At 35.3% G+C, this 16,630-nt stretch carries 12 protein-coding genes; 3 read left to right on the top strand and 9 right to left on the bottom strand.

Going from position 1 to position 16,630, the window contains the following annotated elements; all coding sequences use genetic code 11:
* Window positions 1-198: 198 nt before the first annotated feature.
* Window positions 199-1,662: a nicotinate phosphoribosyltransferase gene (locus tag MHH42_RS03060; protein WP_001110354.1), complete on the top strand. Its 1,464-nt coding sequence runs from the start codon at window positions 199-201 to the stop codon at window positions 1,660-1,662.
* 202 nt (window positions 1,663-1,864) lie between these two features.
* Here MHH42_RS03060 and MHH42_RS03055 read toward each other — a convergent pair whose 3' ends face one another.
* The 8 genes from MHH42_RS03055 to fdhF all read right to left on the bottom strand — a co-directional run bounded on the left by MHH42_RS03055 (window position 1,865) and on the right by fdhF (window position 14,091).
* Window positions 1,865-4,231: a heavy metal translocating P-type ATPase gene (locus tag MHH42_RS03055; RefSeq protein WP_016107506.1), complete on the bottom strand. Its 2,367-nt coding sequence runs from the start codon at window positions 4,229-4,231 to the stop codon at window positions 1,865-1,867.
* Window positions 4,232-4,251: 20 nt separating this feature from the next.
* Window positions 4,252-4,629, bottom strand: coding sequence for an ArsR/SmtB family transcription factor (locus tag MHH42_RS03050; RefSeq protein WP_097872797.1), 378 nt, complete (start codon window positions 4,627-4,629; stop codon window positions 4,252-4,254).
* 291 nt (window positions 4,630-4,920) lie between these two features.
* A complete protein-coding gene (locus MHH42_RS03045; protein ID WP_000894486.1) occupies window positions 4,921-5,469 on the bottom strand; it encodes a class I SAM-dependent methyltransferase in 549 nt (182 codons plus the stop codon).
* 129 nt (window positions 5,470-5,598) lie between these two features.
* On the bottom strand, window positions 5,599-7,014 hold the full coding sequence (locus tag MHH42_RS03040; RefSeq protein ID WP_001284896.1) for an amino acid permease: 1,416 nt from the start codon (window positions 7,012-7,014) through the stop codon (window positions 5,599-5,601).
* A gap of 103 nt (window positions 7,015-7,117) precedes the next feature.
* Window positions 7,118-8,251 carry an alanine dehydrogenase gene (gene ald, locus MHH42_RS03035; protein ID WP_001219740.1) on the bottom strand — a complete coding sequence of 378 codons (1,134 nt, stop codon included), beginning with the start codon at window positions 8,249-8,251 and terminating at the stop codon, window positions 7,118-7,120.
* Between the two features lie 368 nt (window positions 8,252-8,619).
* Window positions 8,620-10,491, bottom strand: a complete 1,872-nt coding sequence (locus tag MHH42_RS03030; protein WP_097872796.1) for a glycerophosphoryl diester phosphodiesterase membrane domain-containing protein — start codon at window positions 10,489-10,491, stop codon at window positions 8,620-8,622.
* Between the two features lie 168 nt (window positions 10,492-10,659).
* Window positions 10,660-11,142 carry a DUF1641 domain-containing protein gene (locus MHH42_RS03025; RefSeq protein WP_001040512.1) on the bottom strand — a complete coding sequence of 161 codons (483 nt, stop codon included), beginning with the start codon at window positions 11,140-11,142 and terminating at the stop codon, window positions 10,660-10,662.
* 12 nt (window positions 11,143-11,154) lie between these two features.
* Window positions 11,155-14,091 (bottom strand): formate dehydrogenase subunit alpha, encoded by a 2,937-nt coding sequence (fdhF, locus tag MHH42_RS03020; protein ID WP_016107503.1) that lies wholly within the window; start codon window positions 14,089-14,091, stop codon window positions 11,155-11,157.
* Between the two features lie 301 nt (window positions 14,092-14,392).
* Between fdhF and fdhD the strand changes: the two genes are divergently transcribed.
* Both fdhD and MHH42_RS03010 read left to right on the top strand, forming a co-directional pair.
* A complete protein-coding gene (fdhD, locus tag MHH42_RS03015) occupies window positions 14,393-15,199 on the top strand; it encodes a formate dehydrogenase accessory sulfurtransferase FdhD (protein WP_000397291.1) in 807 nt (268 codons plus the stop codon).
* A 226-nt stretch (window positions 15,200-15,425) separates the two neighbouring features.
* Window positions 15,426-15,932 carry a GNAT family N-acetyltransferase gene (locus MHH42_RS03010; protein ID WP_000405887.1) on the top strand — a complete coding sequence of 169 codons (507 nt, stop codon included), beginning with the start codon at window positions 15,426-15,428 and terminating at the stop codon, window positions 15,930-15,932.
* Between the two features lie 455 nt (window positions 15,933-16,387).
* On the opposite strand, the gene MHH42_RS03005 is transcribed toward MHH42_RS03010, so the two are convergent.
* Complete coding sequence (locus MHH42_RS03005) at window positions 16,388-16,510, bottom strand: hypothetical protein (RefSeq protein WP_001068390.1); 123 nt, start codon at window positions 16,508-16,510, stop codon at window positions 16,388-16,390.
* Window positions 16,511-16,630: the final 120 nt, after the last annotated feature.

Here is a 16,630-nt window from a genome sequence, read left to right as displayed (position 1 = left end):
GTCCTCCTCCATTCTCATTACCCCCATTACTCTAATAATACATAAAATTTAAAGAAATATAAATTGATAAATGTTAATTTTCTAAAAAATATGCATTATTTCATTTTTTTCTCTCTTGACTTCACATCAATATCTCTTCTTTGCTACGAACGTCGTAAAATTGGTATACTATAACCAAATTACGGAGGTGTTTTCGCAATGAATTATTATAAAGACGATAGTTATGCCTTACATACAGATTTATATCAAATCAACATGGCTTATACATATTGGAAAGATGGTATTCATAATCGCCGTTCTGTTTTTGATTTATATTTTCGAAAGCTTCCATTTGAGAATGGCTACGCTGTTTTTGCTGGTCTTGAAAAAATTGTAGAGTACATAGAAAATTTCAGTTTTACCGAGAGCGATATCGCTTATTTAGCAGAATTACAATTTGAAGAAGAATTCCTTCATTATTTACAAAATATGAAATTCACTGGGGTCATTCGTGGTATGCAAGAAGGTGAAGTTGTATTCAATAACGAGCCTTTATTACGTGTTGATGCACCACTCGGTGAAGCACAAATTATTGAAACTGCCCTTTTAAACATTGTGAATTACCAAACATTAATTGCAACAAAAGCTGCTCGTATGAAGCATGCTGCAAATAACGATGAACTTTTAGAGTTTGGCACAAGACGTGCTCATGAATTTGATGCTGCCCTTTGGGGAACACGCGCTGCCTTTATTGGCGGTTTCTCATCTACAAGCAACGTTCGTGCTGGAAAACGCTTCGGGATACCTGTAGCCGGCACACATGCTCACTCTTTCGTTCAAGCGTATCGCGATGAATATGTCGCGTTTAAAAAATACGCTGAAACTCATAAAAAATGTGTCTTTCTCGTCGATACATATGACACATTAAAATCTGGTGTTCCAAATGCGATTCGTGTTGCAAAAGAATTTGGAGATCGTATTGATTTCTATGGCATTCGTCTTGATAGTGGTGATATGGCTTATTTGTCTAAAAAGGCAAGAATATTACTAGATGAGGCTGGGTTTACAAATACAAAAATTATCGCTTCTAGCGATTTAGATGAATACACAATTATGCACCTTAAATCTCAAGGTGCAAAAATTGACGTATGGGGTGTTGGAACAAAATTAATTACATCCTTTGAACAACCAGCATTAGGGGCTGTTTACAAACTAGTTGCGATTGAAGATACTGACGGGAAATTAAATGACACGATTAAAATTTCATCTAACCCTGAAAAGATTACAACTCCAGGGCTTAAACGAATTTATCGTATAGTCAACAGGGTTAATAATCATGCTGAAGGCGATTATATTGCGTTAGATTCTGAAGAGCCTGAAAAAGAAGAACGCTTAAAAATGTTCCACCCTGTTCACACATACATAAGTAAATTCGTAACAAACTTTGAAGCACGTGAACTGCATAAAGACATTTTCGTTAACGGTGAAAGAACATACGAACTACCAAGTATATTAGATATTCAAAAGTATAACGAACAGAGTCTCGCTCTATTTTGGGAAGAATACATGCGAACTTTAAACCCCGAAGAGTATCCTGTCGATTTAAGCCAAGAATGCTGGGATCATAAAATGAATTATATTCAAACTGTTCGTGAACAAGTTGAAAAAAACATACAAAAATAAACAGAGAAGTTTCCTCCTTCTCTGTTTTTTCAATACTATATGAATATTTGTAAAAAATATATTAAAATAACAAGGTGAATATTTTTTATTTGTAAAATTTAATATTGCGTTATTAAAAACTAAAATAATATTTGATATTATTTTATTGAGTCACTTTCAACAAAATAACCGATAAAAAAGAGGACGCAATTGCGCCCTCTTTTTATAAATCTTTCACTCGTAGTACACGCATTGCATTTAATACTGCAATTAACGTCACACCCACATCTGAGAAAACAGCTTCCCACATTGTCGCTATACCAAAAGCACCAAGTAATAAAACTAATCCTTTTACACCTAATGCAAATATAATATTTTGCCATACAATACTTCTTGTGCGTTTTGCAATTTTAACAGCTGTTGCAATTTTTGAAGGTTCATCAGTCATTATAACGATATCTGCAGCTTCAATCGCTGCATCCGATCCTAAGCCACCCATAGCAATACCAACGTCCGCTCGTGCTAATACTGGCGTGTCGTTAATACCATCACCAACGAAAGCAACTTTTTCTTTTCCACGCTTAGCCGCATCAATTTTTTCAATCTCTTCTACTTTTTGTTGTGGTAGTAGTTCTGCGTGAACTTCATCTAGACCTAATTCTTTTCCAACAGCTTCACCAACTGCTTTTGCATCCCCAGTTAACATCACTGTCTTCTTGATACCTAGTTCTTTTAACTTTTGAATCGCTTGTTTTGAATCCTCTTTTACCTCATCTGAGATAACAATATAACCTGCGTATTTACCATCTACAGCAACGTGAACTAATGTGCCTACTGTTTCTGGTTGCTTAAATTCAATATTTTCTTTTCTCATTAGTTTAGCATTACCTGCGAAAATTTCTTTTCCTTGTACTTTTACAACTGTACCATGACCAGAAATTTCACTATAGTCTTCAATAGCATTTTCATCGATTGATTTTCCATATGCATTTCGAATAGATTGTGCAATTGGATGATTTGAATATACTTCTGCAAACGCTGCATACTCTAACAGTTCTTCACTAGTAGTACCTTCACTTGGCTCCATTTTTGTAACTTTAAAGACACCTTTTGTTAATGTACCTGTTTTATCAAAGACGATATATTTCACATCATTCAATGCCTCTAAATAGTTACTTCCTTTTACTAAAATCCCACTTTTGGATGCACCACCGATACCTCCAAAGAATCCAAGAGGAATGGATACGACTAACGCACATGGACAAGAGATAACTAAGAATACTAACGCTCTATAAATCCACTCGGAGAATGTAGCACCTTCTAAAATAAGCGGTGGAATAAACGCCATGATCGCTGCTGTAATAACTACAACAGGAGTATAATAGCGCGCAAATTTCGTAATAAAGTTTTCTGTCGGTGCTTTTTTACTACTTGCATTTTGAACTAAATCTAAAATTTTTGATACAGTAGATTCACCAAATTCTTTTGTAACTTCAATTGTTAATACACCATTTTGGTTTACAAAACCACTTAATACGTCATTACCAACTTCTACTTCACGCGGTACAGATTCACCTGTAAGTGCTGAAGTATCCATCATTGATGTTCCCTCGACTACTTTTCCGTCTAATGGTACTTTCTCACCCGGTTTTACGATAATATAATCGCCGATTTGTACATCTTCCGGTGATACTTGTTTCGTTTCATTTCCAACCTTTACATTCGCATAATCAGGGCGAATATCCATTAATGAAGTAATTGATTTTCGAGAGCGATTTACTGCAATACTTTGGAATAGTTCCCCTACTTGATAAAATAGCATTACCGCAACAGCTTCTGAATATTGTTGAATTGCAAAAGCTCCTACAGTTGCAATTGCCATTAAAAAGTTTTCATCGAATACTTGGCCGCGAGTTATATTTCTTACTGCTCTCCAAACGATATCTCCACCTATTAATAAATATGCAAGGACGAATAACGGAATTGTTATCATTTGTGGTAAATCAGCTAAAGCAGCAATTCCTGTCAAAATTCCACCGACTACTAATCGCCCTATCATCTTTTTCACATTTGCTTCACCATGATCGTGACTATGCCCGTGGTCATGACCGCTCTTTTCTTCACGAACAACTTTCACATCTGGTTCTAACTTTTGAACGACATTTTTTATATCTTCTACAGTCGATTCTAACTCTCTTTTATTCGCAACTTCTACCCGTAATTTCTTTGATACGAAATCAACAGTTGCTTCTGAAACTGTCGGCATTTCCTTAACTTTATTTTCAATCTTCATTGCACAGTTCGCGCAATCTAAACCTTCTAATATAAAAACTTCTTTTGCAGCTTTATTTTTTTGCTCTTCTTGCACTTTAATATGTGGTTCTAACTTTGTAACAAGCTGTTTTGCTTCTGTCACAACTTCATTTTCTTTATTTTGTGCTGTTTCTAAAACCATCGTCTTTGTTGCAAAGTTTACAGAGCAAGAATTTACTCCTTCTATATTCCCAACGCCTTTTTCAATTTTCATTGCACAATTCGCACAATCTAAACCTTCTAACATCAGTTTCTTTTTCACTAATGCTTCTGCCATCGTTCTCCCTCCTCGCGTTTTTATTCTTCCTCGTTTACGTGTTCAAACGCTTGCTCGAAGATATGAATTACGTGCTGATCAGCTAACGAATAATAAACGACCTTTCCTTCTTTACGATTCTTTACAAGTTTCGCTTGCTTTAACACACGTAGCTGATGTGAAATAGACGATTGTGTCATTCCTAATAAATAAGCTAAATCACAAACGCACATTTCAGCTTCAAATAATGCATGTAATATTCTCGTACGCGTACGGTCACCTAATACTTTAAATAGTTCTGCTACTTTACTTAAACTTTCATCAGTCGGAATTGTTTGCTTCACTTGATCCACGACTTTCTCATGAATTACCGTTTGAGAACAAGTTTCCTGCGGTGTTTCTACTTTATTTTCAGCCATTATAGCTCACCTCTTTAATTGAACATATGAACAACTGTTCATATATCTTATACTTTTATTATATGAGCGCCTACTCATATGTGTCAATAAAATCCGAAAGATTTTTTTGACAATTCCATTCATATTTCAACATATACATATCAATATTCTCCACACCTATCATACTCTTCATACAAAAAGGATACACGAAAACTATCGTGCATCCTTCTCTTATTTCCCCTACATTAGCTACCCGTAAAAGCCCGATTGTTGAAGGCTAATAATCAACAGGAGATGAAGAACCCCCACTGATTAAAGTTTCACTGCATCCACAATTAACGAAGCAAATTCTAATGTACCATCTTGATTTCTATGATCAAAACGTTTCGAGCGATAAATAAAACCATCTTTCTCATTCCAATCATTATAATGAAACTTACCATTCTCATCACAGTATTCTAAAATCCTAACTTGAAAACCTGCCGATTCAAACATGGACGTGATTGTTTTATAGTTATGAACGATTTTATGACTTGCTGCTGGATGATCTAATGGCCCTGGTCCACCTACTTGTACACCTTGCTGATATTCTTCATCTGGGAAAAATGCATCTGGCACTGCACAACGAATATATCCACCCTCCGTTAAAAACTCATAACAAATTTTTGCAGCTTCGATTCCTTCTTCGTACGATAAATGCTCCCATACATGTTCCGCTAAAATTGCTGATAAAGAATTAGGTTGAAATTTATCAAGCCAAGTTTCTCTTCGCAATAAATTTAATTCTTCTTCATTCGTATGTAACCAACCAGGGTTATTATTATACTCCTCTGCTCCAACAACCACTTTCGTTTCTAGCATTCCTCTTCCTCCCCTTTTTTCATATTCCGACATAAAAATTCGACAATTTAACATTTATTTCCTTCCTTATCCAAAAGAAAAAGCCTTGTGCGCTCCCTAGACGCACAAGGCTTACTATTTTATATCCCTTTAATTAGCTTGATCTAAATTATCCTGCGAACTTCCATCGTCTTTTAAATGACTATGTTTTTTCGAATAAACAAAGTATACAACTACTCCAATTGCTAACCAAATACCGAAGTATATCCATGTTGTTAATGGTAAATTTACCATTAAGAATAGACAACATGCAATTGAAATAATCGGTAAGATCGGTACAAGTGGTACCATAAATCCACGTTGTAATTTCGGATGCGTTTTACGAAGAATGATAACAGTTACACCAACCATGGCGAATGTTAATAACGCTCCAATATTCGCTAAATTCGACAATTCTTTTAAATCGATAAATCCAGCAATTAAAGCACTACCAATTCCTGTTAACCAAACTGAAAATGTTGGCGCTTCAGTCTTCTTGTTAATTTTCGCAAAAGATTTTGGTAATAAACCGTCACGGCTCATTGCGAAGAATACACGTGTTGTCGCATAAATGTAAGCGAAAATTACAGCCATAATACCGATTACAGCTCCAATAGCAATTACACCAGCCACTTTATCTTGTCCTACAACTTCTAACACATATGCCATAGCTTCAGGTACATCTAATTCCTTATAAGAAACCATACCTGTCATAACGAGACAAACTACAACATAAATGATTGTACAAATAACTAACGAGGCAATAATACCAATTGGTAGATCACGTTGCGGATTTTTTACTTCTTCAGCAGAAGTTGCTAATGCATCAAATCCTAAGAAAGCAAAGAATACTGCTGCTCCCCCTGCGAACACTCCACTTAAACCGTAAGGTGCAAATGGTATCCAGTTTTCTGGTTTCACGTAGAATACACCAACTGCAATGAATAAAACAACAATACCAATTTTAATTAATACCATTATGTTATTCACACGCTTACTTTCTTTCGTACCTCGTGATAATAACCAAGTTATCACTAAGGTAACGATAACTGCCGGTAAGTTTACCATACCACCTTGCGCTGGAATCGTTAGCAATGCTTTTGGGATTTCAAGTCCCAATCCACTCACTAAATTATTGAAATAACCCGTCCATCCGCCAGCTACTGCGGCAGTCGTTACGACATATACGGATAACAATGTCCATCCCATTAAATGAGCAACAAACTCACCAATTGTTGCATACGAATATGTGTACACACTACCTGAAACAGGGAGTGTAGATGCAACTTCCGCATAACATAAAGCTGCAAATCCACAAACAATTGCTGCAATCATAAATGAAAAAATAACTGCTGGACCAGCATCTCTTGCTGCTACTAATCCAGTTAATACTAGAACTCCTGTACCAATTATCGCACCAATTCCTAGCATTGTTAGGTCGAATGCCCCTAGCGTTTTCGTTAAAGTTTTACTTTTACTTTCCCCTAACAATTGCGTAACGGATTTCTTTTTAAATAGGTTGGCCACGATGAATGCCCCCTTTTGCCAAGAAGAGCTAAGAGGTATTATCTCTTAGCTCTTATCATGTTGTTTTATATATTGTTCGATTTTGTTTTGTATAATGCTTCTATTAGCAAGATACTGTTTCTGCTTCTAATAATTCTTTAGCACCTTTGTACTCTACACCGTGAGCTTCTGCAACAGCTTCAAATGTTACATAGCCATCTAATGTGTTAATACCTTTTAATAATGCAGTGTTGCCTAGGCAAGCAGCTTTGTAGCCTTTGTTAGCAATTTGTACTGCATATGGTACTGTTACGTTTGTTAATGCAAGAGTTGATGTACGTGGAACCGCACCTGGCATGTTTGCAACTGCATAATGAACAACACCATGTTTTTCGTAAGTTGGGTTATCATGAGTTGTAATACGGTCAGTTGTTTCGAAAATACCACCTTGGTCAATCGCGATATCTACAACAACAGAACCCGGTTCCATTGATTTAATCATTTCTTCTGTTACAAGTTTTGGCGCTTTTGCACCTGGGATTAAGACTGCACCAATTACAAGATCAGACTCTTTTACAGCTTCTGCAATATTGTAAGGATTAGACATTAAAGTTTTTACTTGGTTTCCGAAAATGTCATCTAATTGACGAAGACGTTCTGCACTTAAGTCGATGATTGTTACATCCGCACCTAGTCCAACTGCAATTTTAGCAGCATTTGTACCAGCTTGTCCACCACCGATAATTGTTACTTTACCACGTTTAACCCCTGGAACACCTGCAAGTAAGATACCTTTACCGCCTTTGTTTTTCTCAAGGAACTGTGCACCAATTTGTGCAGCCATACGACCAGCTACTTCACTCATAGGTGCAAGTAATGGTAATGAACGGTTTTCTAATTGTACTGTTTCGTACGCAATAGCTACTACTTTCTTCTCGATTAAAGCTTTTGTTAATTCTGGTTCTGGAGCTAAGTGTAAGTATGTGAATAAGATTAAACCTTCACTGAAGTGTTTGTATTCGCTTTCAATTGGTTCCTTAACTTTCATAACCATTTCCATGTTCCAAGCTTCTTCAGCTGTATCAACAATTTTTGCTCCAGCTTCAACATACTGAGCATCTGTGAAACCAGATCCTAAACCTGCACCCTTTTGAATAAATACTTCGTGATTGTTACGAATTAAATGTACAACACCAGCTGGTGTCATTGCCACACGGTTTTCGTTGTTTTTAATTTCTGCTGGTACCCCAATACGCATAATGAAATGCCCCCTTATAATTAACAGAAAAAAGAAAGTCTTTTTTCTTTTTGTAATAATTAATAACTTATGTCCTTATTCTAGCATAACTTAAAAGTTATGAAAACGCTAACATATCATTTTTCTAAAGTTTATATATTTAGAATAGTGTAAATATATAAAACATTGATTCTATTAGGAAGTTCGTTCTATTTCATTATCTATTACTCTATTTTTATTATATCCCTTCAAAATAAGCAGTAATCATTTATTATTTGACAATAATATAACAATGTAAAAACTCCAAATGAAGACGTATACATATACAGTTATTACTTTACACAATATTTTAGAAATATATTCTTTTTACAAAAAACAGCTGCTGGCATTTAGCCAGCAGCTGGATAACTTATAAATAACTTTGAAAACAAATCATCTGTTGTTTCAGTAATTTTATCAAACAGATCACTTTCTTCCGCTTCTTGCTCTTTTAACTCCTTAATTGTTTCACGTGCATCTTCAGGATAATCGGTAATGATACCATCTACGTTTAACTTATAATATGCCTTTAAACTCTCCATATCATTTACTGTCCATACGTAAATTGGCTTATTTAACTTCCTTGCTTCTTTTACTAATTTCTTATTTAACATGTATTCTTCTGCTACATAAAAGTCAGCTTTTACATTCTTTAAGTTAGCTCTACTTGCATACAGTATATATCCTACTTTTATATCTGAATTTGCACGCTTAAACTCTTTAATGAGTGGATAGTGTAACGTTTGAATTACACATTGCTTCTCAAATTCATTATCTTTAATCGCTTTTAATACTTTATTTACAAAGTCTTTTTCGCCCCCATGAAGCTTCACTTCAATATTGAGTTTGATTTTCCCCTTTGCAAGCTTAATGATTTCATCAAGTGTACTTATTTGTCCTGAAAATCCATCTTGACTAAGAGTAAGCTGTCTTAATTCATCCATCGTTAAATCTGACACATGCACATTGGCATTTGCAAGACGTTTTAACTTCAAGTCATGTATAACCGCTAGCTCACCGTCTTTCGTTTGTAATACATCTATTTCAGCGTAGTCTGCTTTTGCATCAATAGCACCTTGCACAGCTTCTTTCGTATTTTCTACCCCTTTTGATATATATCCGCGGTGCGCCATAATAATCGGTTCTTTATACGAATTTGAAATAAACGTTACAATGAAGGCAACGACCATTCCGGCCGTAATAATCCCTACAATATATACACTAATAAATTTCCAGCGATGTTTTTGAAAGAAACATTTATCCGCTTTCGTTTTCGAATAATCTAATCCTTCTTCTAATAAAACATCTTCAACCGGAACCTTTTGTAAGTACAATCTTGTTATAGCCATAATATAAAATGGTGTAACGATAAAGCTAAATAAATACAATGTACTTGTTAGGAATACAGAAATCGTTGATTCAGCTAATAAAGCAAATGTTCCTTTTGGGTTTGTAAATTCATACACACCCCATAGACACAATAAATATATTCCAAAAAACACAATATAAACAATTCCTATTGAAATAAAAAACCCTACTAAAAAGAATAGTACTTTAAAAAAGCTTTCTTTTACTAAAGCTGCACTTTTGCGTGCTGCTGTGCGAAACGGCTTTTGTTCTAAAACGACAATAGGTAGAACGAAAATCCAGCGAAGGTTCAAATACGCAACTACGGCAAAGAACGTGTAATAACCTACTTGTCCCATCGTCGTCTTAAACAGTTCTCCTGTAATAAAATTAGGAATTTGAATTTGCGGAATTAATGCCGTTTCGTATCCCATATTTAAAAGAGGTAATAATACGACAGCATATAAAATAAATCCTGGTAAGCAATATGTGAAAAGCGTAGGTAAGTACGTTACGGTTTTATATAAAATCGGGCGTAATTTCACCTTTTGTCTTTTATGAGCGAAATACGAAATAATAATAAGCACCGCAAATTCCGTAAAGATAAGAAACAGTGCTAACAAGGATAAAATTACGATTGCCAAAATGCCGTATGGTGTTTTCAAAAATGCTAATAATTCATCATTTGTCGCATTTGCGTAACCACCAAAATACAATAATTTATTAAAAATGATCCCAAACAGTGGAACAAACACAATCGCTGCTAACAATTTATAAGCAAGTTGAAAGGTTAATACATTCCAAAAAGCAAATTTTACTGTTTGAAAGGAATGGCTCATTACTCCTGGTATAGATAGTCTTTTACGGTGTTGCATATATTCCTCCACATTCTAAAACGATATTTGAGATGGATTCCACATTTCCATTTCTAATCCATCTTTTTAATAATAATAATAATAATAATATATTCCGCTTAACATGAACACTCTTATACATATAATGAAAAAAGTGATGGCTACTTCCCATCACTTTTTTCATCTACTCTATTTTTTCTCTAATCCTTGCCCAAATGCTTTCAAAAAGCTAAAACCGAATGTGATTGCTCTATTGATATCTGGATCTTTTAATACTTTAAAGAAATCCATCACTTTTGTTTTTTTACCACTATTTAATTCATCTGTTGCAAATTGCAATCCAGTAACTAAGCTCGATGTGATTTGTTTTGTTACCTCTGGGTCAACTGAAGATAAAGCCTCTCCTGCCCCCATCATATTGTTCAGTGCATTTTTCACTGGTTCACGATTTAATTGCTCAACAGCAATTTTCGAAACATCTTCTTTCGCAGCAAGTAAACTAATCGCCGCATCTAAAATACCAGCTTTCTGTAATTGCGCTAGTAATTGCATCGTTTCCTCAACTGCTTCACGGTTATTCGCTAATTCCGTGAACAGTTCCTCTGCTAATTGCTGTTTCTTCTCTTCTTCTGTTACAACTTTCTTTTTAATTAACGTAATTTCTTTTGCCACTATCTCCGCCCCCTAGTCCACCAGTGATACGTATTGTTTTCTTTGCCATTTTTGCTGAATTTCAACACCATTTTGTGGATGGCGTTTTTTATCTCGCGGGTTTGAAGATGGTAATGGACGATTTCCTTTTTCACGTAATACGCGCAGTTTCACCATCGTTTGTTTATAAGCTGGTGTACACGTATAAATATCTGTCGCTGTTCCTGTTAAAATATTAATAGCCTCTTCATTTACTGTTGCATGCATTGGTAAATATAACTCATTTCCCGTTACACGGTCTGTAACAAGTGCTTGTACTTTAATCTTACCAAACGGCGATGCTAATTCTACAAGACCACCATCTTTCACATTACGCTCTTTAGCAAGTTCAGGTGAAATTTCAACGAATACTTCAGATACTTTAGATAAAATACCAGCCGACTTATTCGTCATATTCCCTTCATGGAAATGCTCTAGCATACGACCATTATTTAATAGTAAATCATACTCATCCGGCGCCACAACTGGTGGTACCCATTCATCTAATGATAAACGAGCAAGTTTATCTGGGAAGTTAAATCCATCTACATATAATAGCGGTGTATCGCTACCATCATGGCTACCCCAACATAAACTATTCCATCCTTCTAAACGATCATATGTTGCCTGAGAATATAACGGTGCAAGCGATGCTATTTCATCCATAATCTCACTTGGGTTTTCATAATTCCAATCTCCGCCTAGTGCACGAGCTACTTTTTGTAAAATCCACCAGTCTGGTTTTGAATCACCAAGCGGCTTCAATACTTCATATAATCTTTGAATACGACGTTCTGTATTCGTAAACGTCCCTTCTTTTTCTAAGCTCGGTGCTGCCGGTAAAATAACATCAGCAAAACGAGCTGTTTTTGATAAGAACATATCTTGAACAACAAGGAAATCTAAATTCGCTAAAATATGTTGCACATGGTTCGCATTTGAATCTACTAAAGCCATTTCTTCACCCATAACATACATACCGCGCAGTTTTCCTTCTTCCGCCGCAAGTAACATTGCAATATTATTTAATCCTGGCTCTTTCGGAATCGTCGTACCGTACGCTTTTTCAAATTTAGCACGGAGCGTATCATCAGATACCGCTTGATAACCTGGAAGCCAATTCGGTAAGGTCGCCATATCACAAGCGCCTTGTACGTTATTATGTCCTCTTAATGGGTATGCACCTGCACCAGGACGACGGTAGTTACCCGTAACAAGTAATAAATTTGAAATTGCAGCTGAAGTTGTACTACCACCTGTATTTTGAGTTACACCCATTCCCCAAAGTACACAAGTACCGTCTGCTTCATATACCATACGAGCCATTTCTTTCAGGTTCTCTTTAGAAATCCCCGTAATTTCTTCTGTGTAATCAAGCGAATACTTTTCTAACATTTTGCTATATTCATCAAAGTTCTTTACATTTTCAGCTAAGAACTTTTTATCATGCCAATCTTGATCGATAATATATTTCGTAATACCAGCAAGCCATACATAATCAGTTCCTTGACTCGGATGAACAAATATATCCGCACGCTCAGCCATTTCATGTTTACGAAGGTCTGCTACAATTAATTTTTGTTCGTGTAATTTATGAGCACGTTTCACACGCGTCGCAAGTACAGGATGTCCCTCTGTCGGATTCGCACCAACGATAATAACAAGACCTGCTTCAGCGATATCTTTCACTGTTCCAGCATCCCCACCCATACCGACAGTTTTAAATAAGCCGTCTGTTGCTGGAGATTGACAATAACGGGAACAGTTATCTACATTATTTGTTCCATATATTTGACGAGCTAGTTTTTGCATAAGATAATTCTCTTCATTCGTTACTTTCGAAGAAGAAATAAACCCAAATGCATCGCTGCCGTATTCTGATTTAATATGCTGCATGTTAGATGCAACAACTTCAAGAGCTTCTTCCCAAGAAGCTTCAACAAACATATCTCCTTGGCGAATTAATGGCTTTGTAATGCGATCTTCACTATTTACAAAGTCCCATCCAAATTTGCCTTTTACACATGTAGAGATACCATTAACCGGTGCATCTGAAACAGGTTGTACTTTTAAAATATGACGGTCTTTCGTCCACACTTCAAACGAGCAACCTACACCGCAAAATGTACAAACTGTTTTCGTCTTTTTAACCTTCGTCTTGCGCATCGCAGATTCCACTTCTGAAACTGCTAAAATACTGCTATATCCTGGCTCTACATCTTTTACAAAATCAATCATCGGATCTAACACATCTGGTTTTAATCCTGTCATAAACCCAGCTTCACCTAGCATTGTTTTTTCCATTAACGCATTACATGGACAAACTGTTACACATTGCCCACAACTCACACAAGACGAGTCATTTATACTTACACCATTGTCCCAAATAACACGCGGGCGGTCTAAATTCCAATCAATCGATATAGTTTCATTGACTTGTAGGTTTTGACATACTTCTACACACTGTCCACAAGCAATACATTGATTGGGATCATACCGGTAAAACGGATGTGACATGTCCACTTCACACGCACTTACTTTCGGTTCATACGGGTATTTCTGTTCTTCAATTTCCATCATATGCACTGTATTATGCACTTTACAGTTACCATTATTGTTATCACAAACAGTACAATACAATAAATGGTTCTCTAATATTCGATCCATCGCCTCAGTCTGCGCCTCTTTTGCGCGCTGCGACTGTCTTTCAATATGCATACCGTTCTCTATTTGCGTTGAACAAGCACGCATTAACTTCCCATCTACTTCTACAATACATGTATCACAAGTTTGAATTGGATCTACTTCTGGTACATGACAAATTTGAGGATGTTCCAAGTTACTCTCGTTAAATAATTGTAGTATCGTCTTTTCACCTGATGCAGCAAATTCTTTACCATCAACGGTTACACGGACTGTCTGTTCTGCCATAGTTTCCCCACTCCTTACAACCAACTGTACAACACGTTTATGAATCCGTTTTCAAAAAACAAGTTACTGTACATATTTTTGAAACGCTCTGCTGAAATCCTTTTCTTATGAAGTCGATTCTTGATGTTATAAGGTATAACTACGAAAGCTTGAAAATGTCACTATTCTACAGTTCTATTATATCGTACATATACAATAATAACCAAAATAATCTGTGATTTCCCTGCTAATAGGTGTTTTTATTTTTTCAATGTTTTATGATAAATGTGGGAGAAAAATACATATAAAAGGGGAATTTAATATGGAGTTTACGCAAGAGACATATACGATTGTACGCTATCAATCTGGCTCATTTTCAAAACAAGTTGATGAGATTGTTACAGAATCTCCTATTACTATTAAATTAAATGGTGAAGAATACGTAACAGTTGTATGCACACCAAATTACATTGAAGATATGGTAGTTGGTTTTTTAATTTCTGAAGGAATTATTTCTTCCTATAAAGATGTTGAAGAAATATGGGTTCAAAAAGAGAACGGAATTGTCCATGTAAAATCATCAAAAGTGAATCCACTCTATCAAACTTTATATAATAAACGATACATCACTTCTTGCTGCGGAAAAGGTAGACAAGGTTTTATTTTCGTAAACGACGCCGCAAAAGCAAAAGATTTACATGATATACATGTAAAAATTACTCCTGAAGAATGCTTTTACTTAATGAATGCCTTACAACAATCTTCCACTACATTTCGCCAAACCGGCGGTGTTCACAATACTGCGCTATGTGATCGAAACAATATCCTTATATCAAGAATGGATATCGGAAGACATAACGCATTAGATAAAATATACGGCTATTGTTTACGTAATGATATATCTGTTAAAGGAAAAATTATCGCATTTAGCGGACGTATTTCATCTGAAATTTTACTCAAAGTTTCAAAAATCGGCTGTGAAATTGTTCTATCCAAATCCGCTCCAACAAAACTAGCCTTGCAACTTGCTCATGACTTAGGCATTACAGTCGTAGGATTTATTAGAAATGACTCTTGTAATATTTACACACATCCAAAACGAATTGATGGCTATCAATTGAATGTTTAAAAAATAACTCCTCGATCGAGGAGTTATTTTAGTTATAAAAATGTAATATATTAAATACTTGAATAGTTAATAAAGTTAATATATAATTTCATTACACAATTAAATCAAAACATTGTAGCATATATCTTTTCATTCTTTTACAAATTAAAAGAGACTGCTAAAAAACGCATACTCAATCTTATAAAAGTAATGGATTTATTTGAAATCCACCAAGGAGGTTACAACTATGGAAATTCGCTTATTAACAACAGAGGACGCAGAAATATATTTAAAAGTTTGTATGGAAGGTTTAACGAAGAACCCGGAAGCTTTTAGCTCTTCTTATGAAGATGTTCTTAAACATGAAAATCCTGTAGCTGCTATGGCAAAAAGATTAAGCAATCCTGATAAGTATACTCTAGGTGTCTTCAACGATAACGATTTGATTGGTATTGCTACTTTAGAAACAAAACCATTCATTAAACAAGAACATAAAGCAAAAATCGGCTCCGTTTTTGTTTCCCCAAAAGCACGTGGCCTTGGGGCAGGACGAGCTCTAATTAAAGCAATTATTGAAAATGCCGATAAATTACATGTAGAACAACTTATGCTCGATGTTGTAGTTGGTAACGATGCCGCAAAAAAACTATATGAGTCATTAGGTTTCCAAACTTACGGCGTGCAAGAACGTTCATTAAAGCACAACGGTCAATATTGGGACGAAGAACATATGGTTTTATTCTTAAATGATTAATACTTCAATATAAAGTGAAACTTTAATTGGTGGGGGTGTCTATCCCCACTGATTATTAATCCACAAATAGCGGGATAGTTTTCCCAAAGCATCTTCTTATTAAGAAAGATGCTTTTTTCATTACAACAATGTAATCTTCATGTCACCTTTATCGATCGTACCAATCCTTTCCATTCATTATACTAAAAATATAAAATGAACGAACAGCATTCAATTGATATGTAGAGGAGAATGTGACATGAAACAAAAAAAACGAGCTATCTTTTTAATATGTGCTACAGCAATGGTAACTTCTGGATTAGCAATTTTACCTTGGTTTATTATATAAAAATATGCCTCTTGATAAAGTAGAACTTTAATCCAGGAAGTCATTCCCCCACTAGTTATTACTCCACACCAATCGGATAAAATAAAAAAAGCTGATTGCTTGTTAACAAGTAATCAGCTTTTATATATTATAAAATCCCCAAAATTTTATTTACGCAACTTATAATAATAATCATAGATACGGCAACACACATTACAACCGTATTACGATCTTGCTTTTCTTTTTTTGAAATTTCTTCTTTTGGATTCATGTGTATTATCTCCTTTTAAAAAAAGTGTGAGATAGGAAATTTTTCTTATCCGATGCGAGGTGAATACGAAAACCCTCTCTATCTCACATACACAATAGAATGGAATTGTCATTTTATAAA

It is taken from the genome of Bacillus sp. FSL L8-0099 (genome assembly GCF_038006385.1).
Classification (GTDB): domain Bacteria; phylum Bacillota; class Bacilli; order Bacillales; family Bacillaceae_G; genus Bacillus_A; species Bacillus_A toyonensis.
This window is presented reverse-complemented; position numbering and strand designations above follow the sequence as displayed.

What these genes read in the sequence shown, in the direction of transcription:
- fdhD (WP_000397291.1), top strand. Translation starts at nt 14,393, where the DNA reads ATGGAGTTTACGCAAGAGACATATACGATTGTACGCTATCAATCTGGC.
- MHH42_RS03045 (WP_000894486.1), bottom strand. Translation starts at nt 5,469, where the DNA reads ATGCTAGAAACGAAAGTGGTTGTTGGAGCAGAGGAGTATAATAATAAC.
- MHH42_RS03050 (WP_097872797.1), bottom strand. Translation starts at nt 4,629, where the DNA reads ATGGCTGAAAATAAAGTAGAAACACCGCAGGAAACTTGTTCTCAAACG.
- MHH42_RS03010 (WP_000405887.1), top strand. Translation starts at nt 15,426, where the DNA reads ATGGAAATTCGCTTATTAACAACAGAGGACGCAGAAATATATTTAAAA.
- MHH42_RS03005 (WP_001068390.1), bottom strand. Translation starts at nt 16,510, where the DNA reads ATGAATCCAAAAGAAGAAATTTCAAAAAAAGAAAAGCAAGATCGTAAT.
- MHH42_RS03055 (WP_016107506.1), bottom strand. Translation starts at nt 4,231, where the DNA reads ATGGCAGAAGCATTAGTGAAAAAGAAACTGATGTTAGAAGGTTTAGAT.
- ald (WP_001219740.1), bottom strand. Translation starts at nt 8,251, where the DNA reads ATGCGTATTGGGGTACCAGCAGAAATTAAAAACAACGAAAACCGTGTG.
- fdhF (WP_016107503.1), bottom strand. Translation starts at nt 14,091, where the DNA reads ATGGCAGAACAGACAGTCCGTGTAACCGTTGATGGTAAAGAATTTGCT.
- MHH42_RS03030 (WP_097872796.1), bottom strand. Translation starts at nt 10,491, where the DNA reads ATGCAACACCGTAAAAGACTATCTATACCAGGAGTAATGAGCCATTCC.
- MHH42_RS03060 (WP_001110354.1), top strand. Translation starts at nt 199, where the DNA reads ATGAATTATTATAAAGACGATAGTTATGCCTTACATACAGATTTATAT.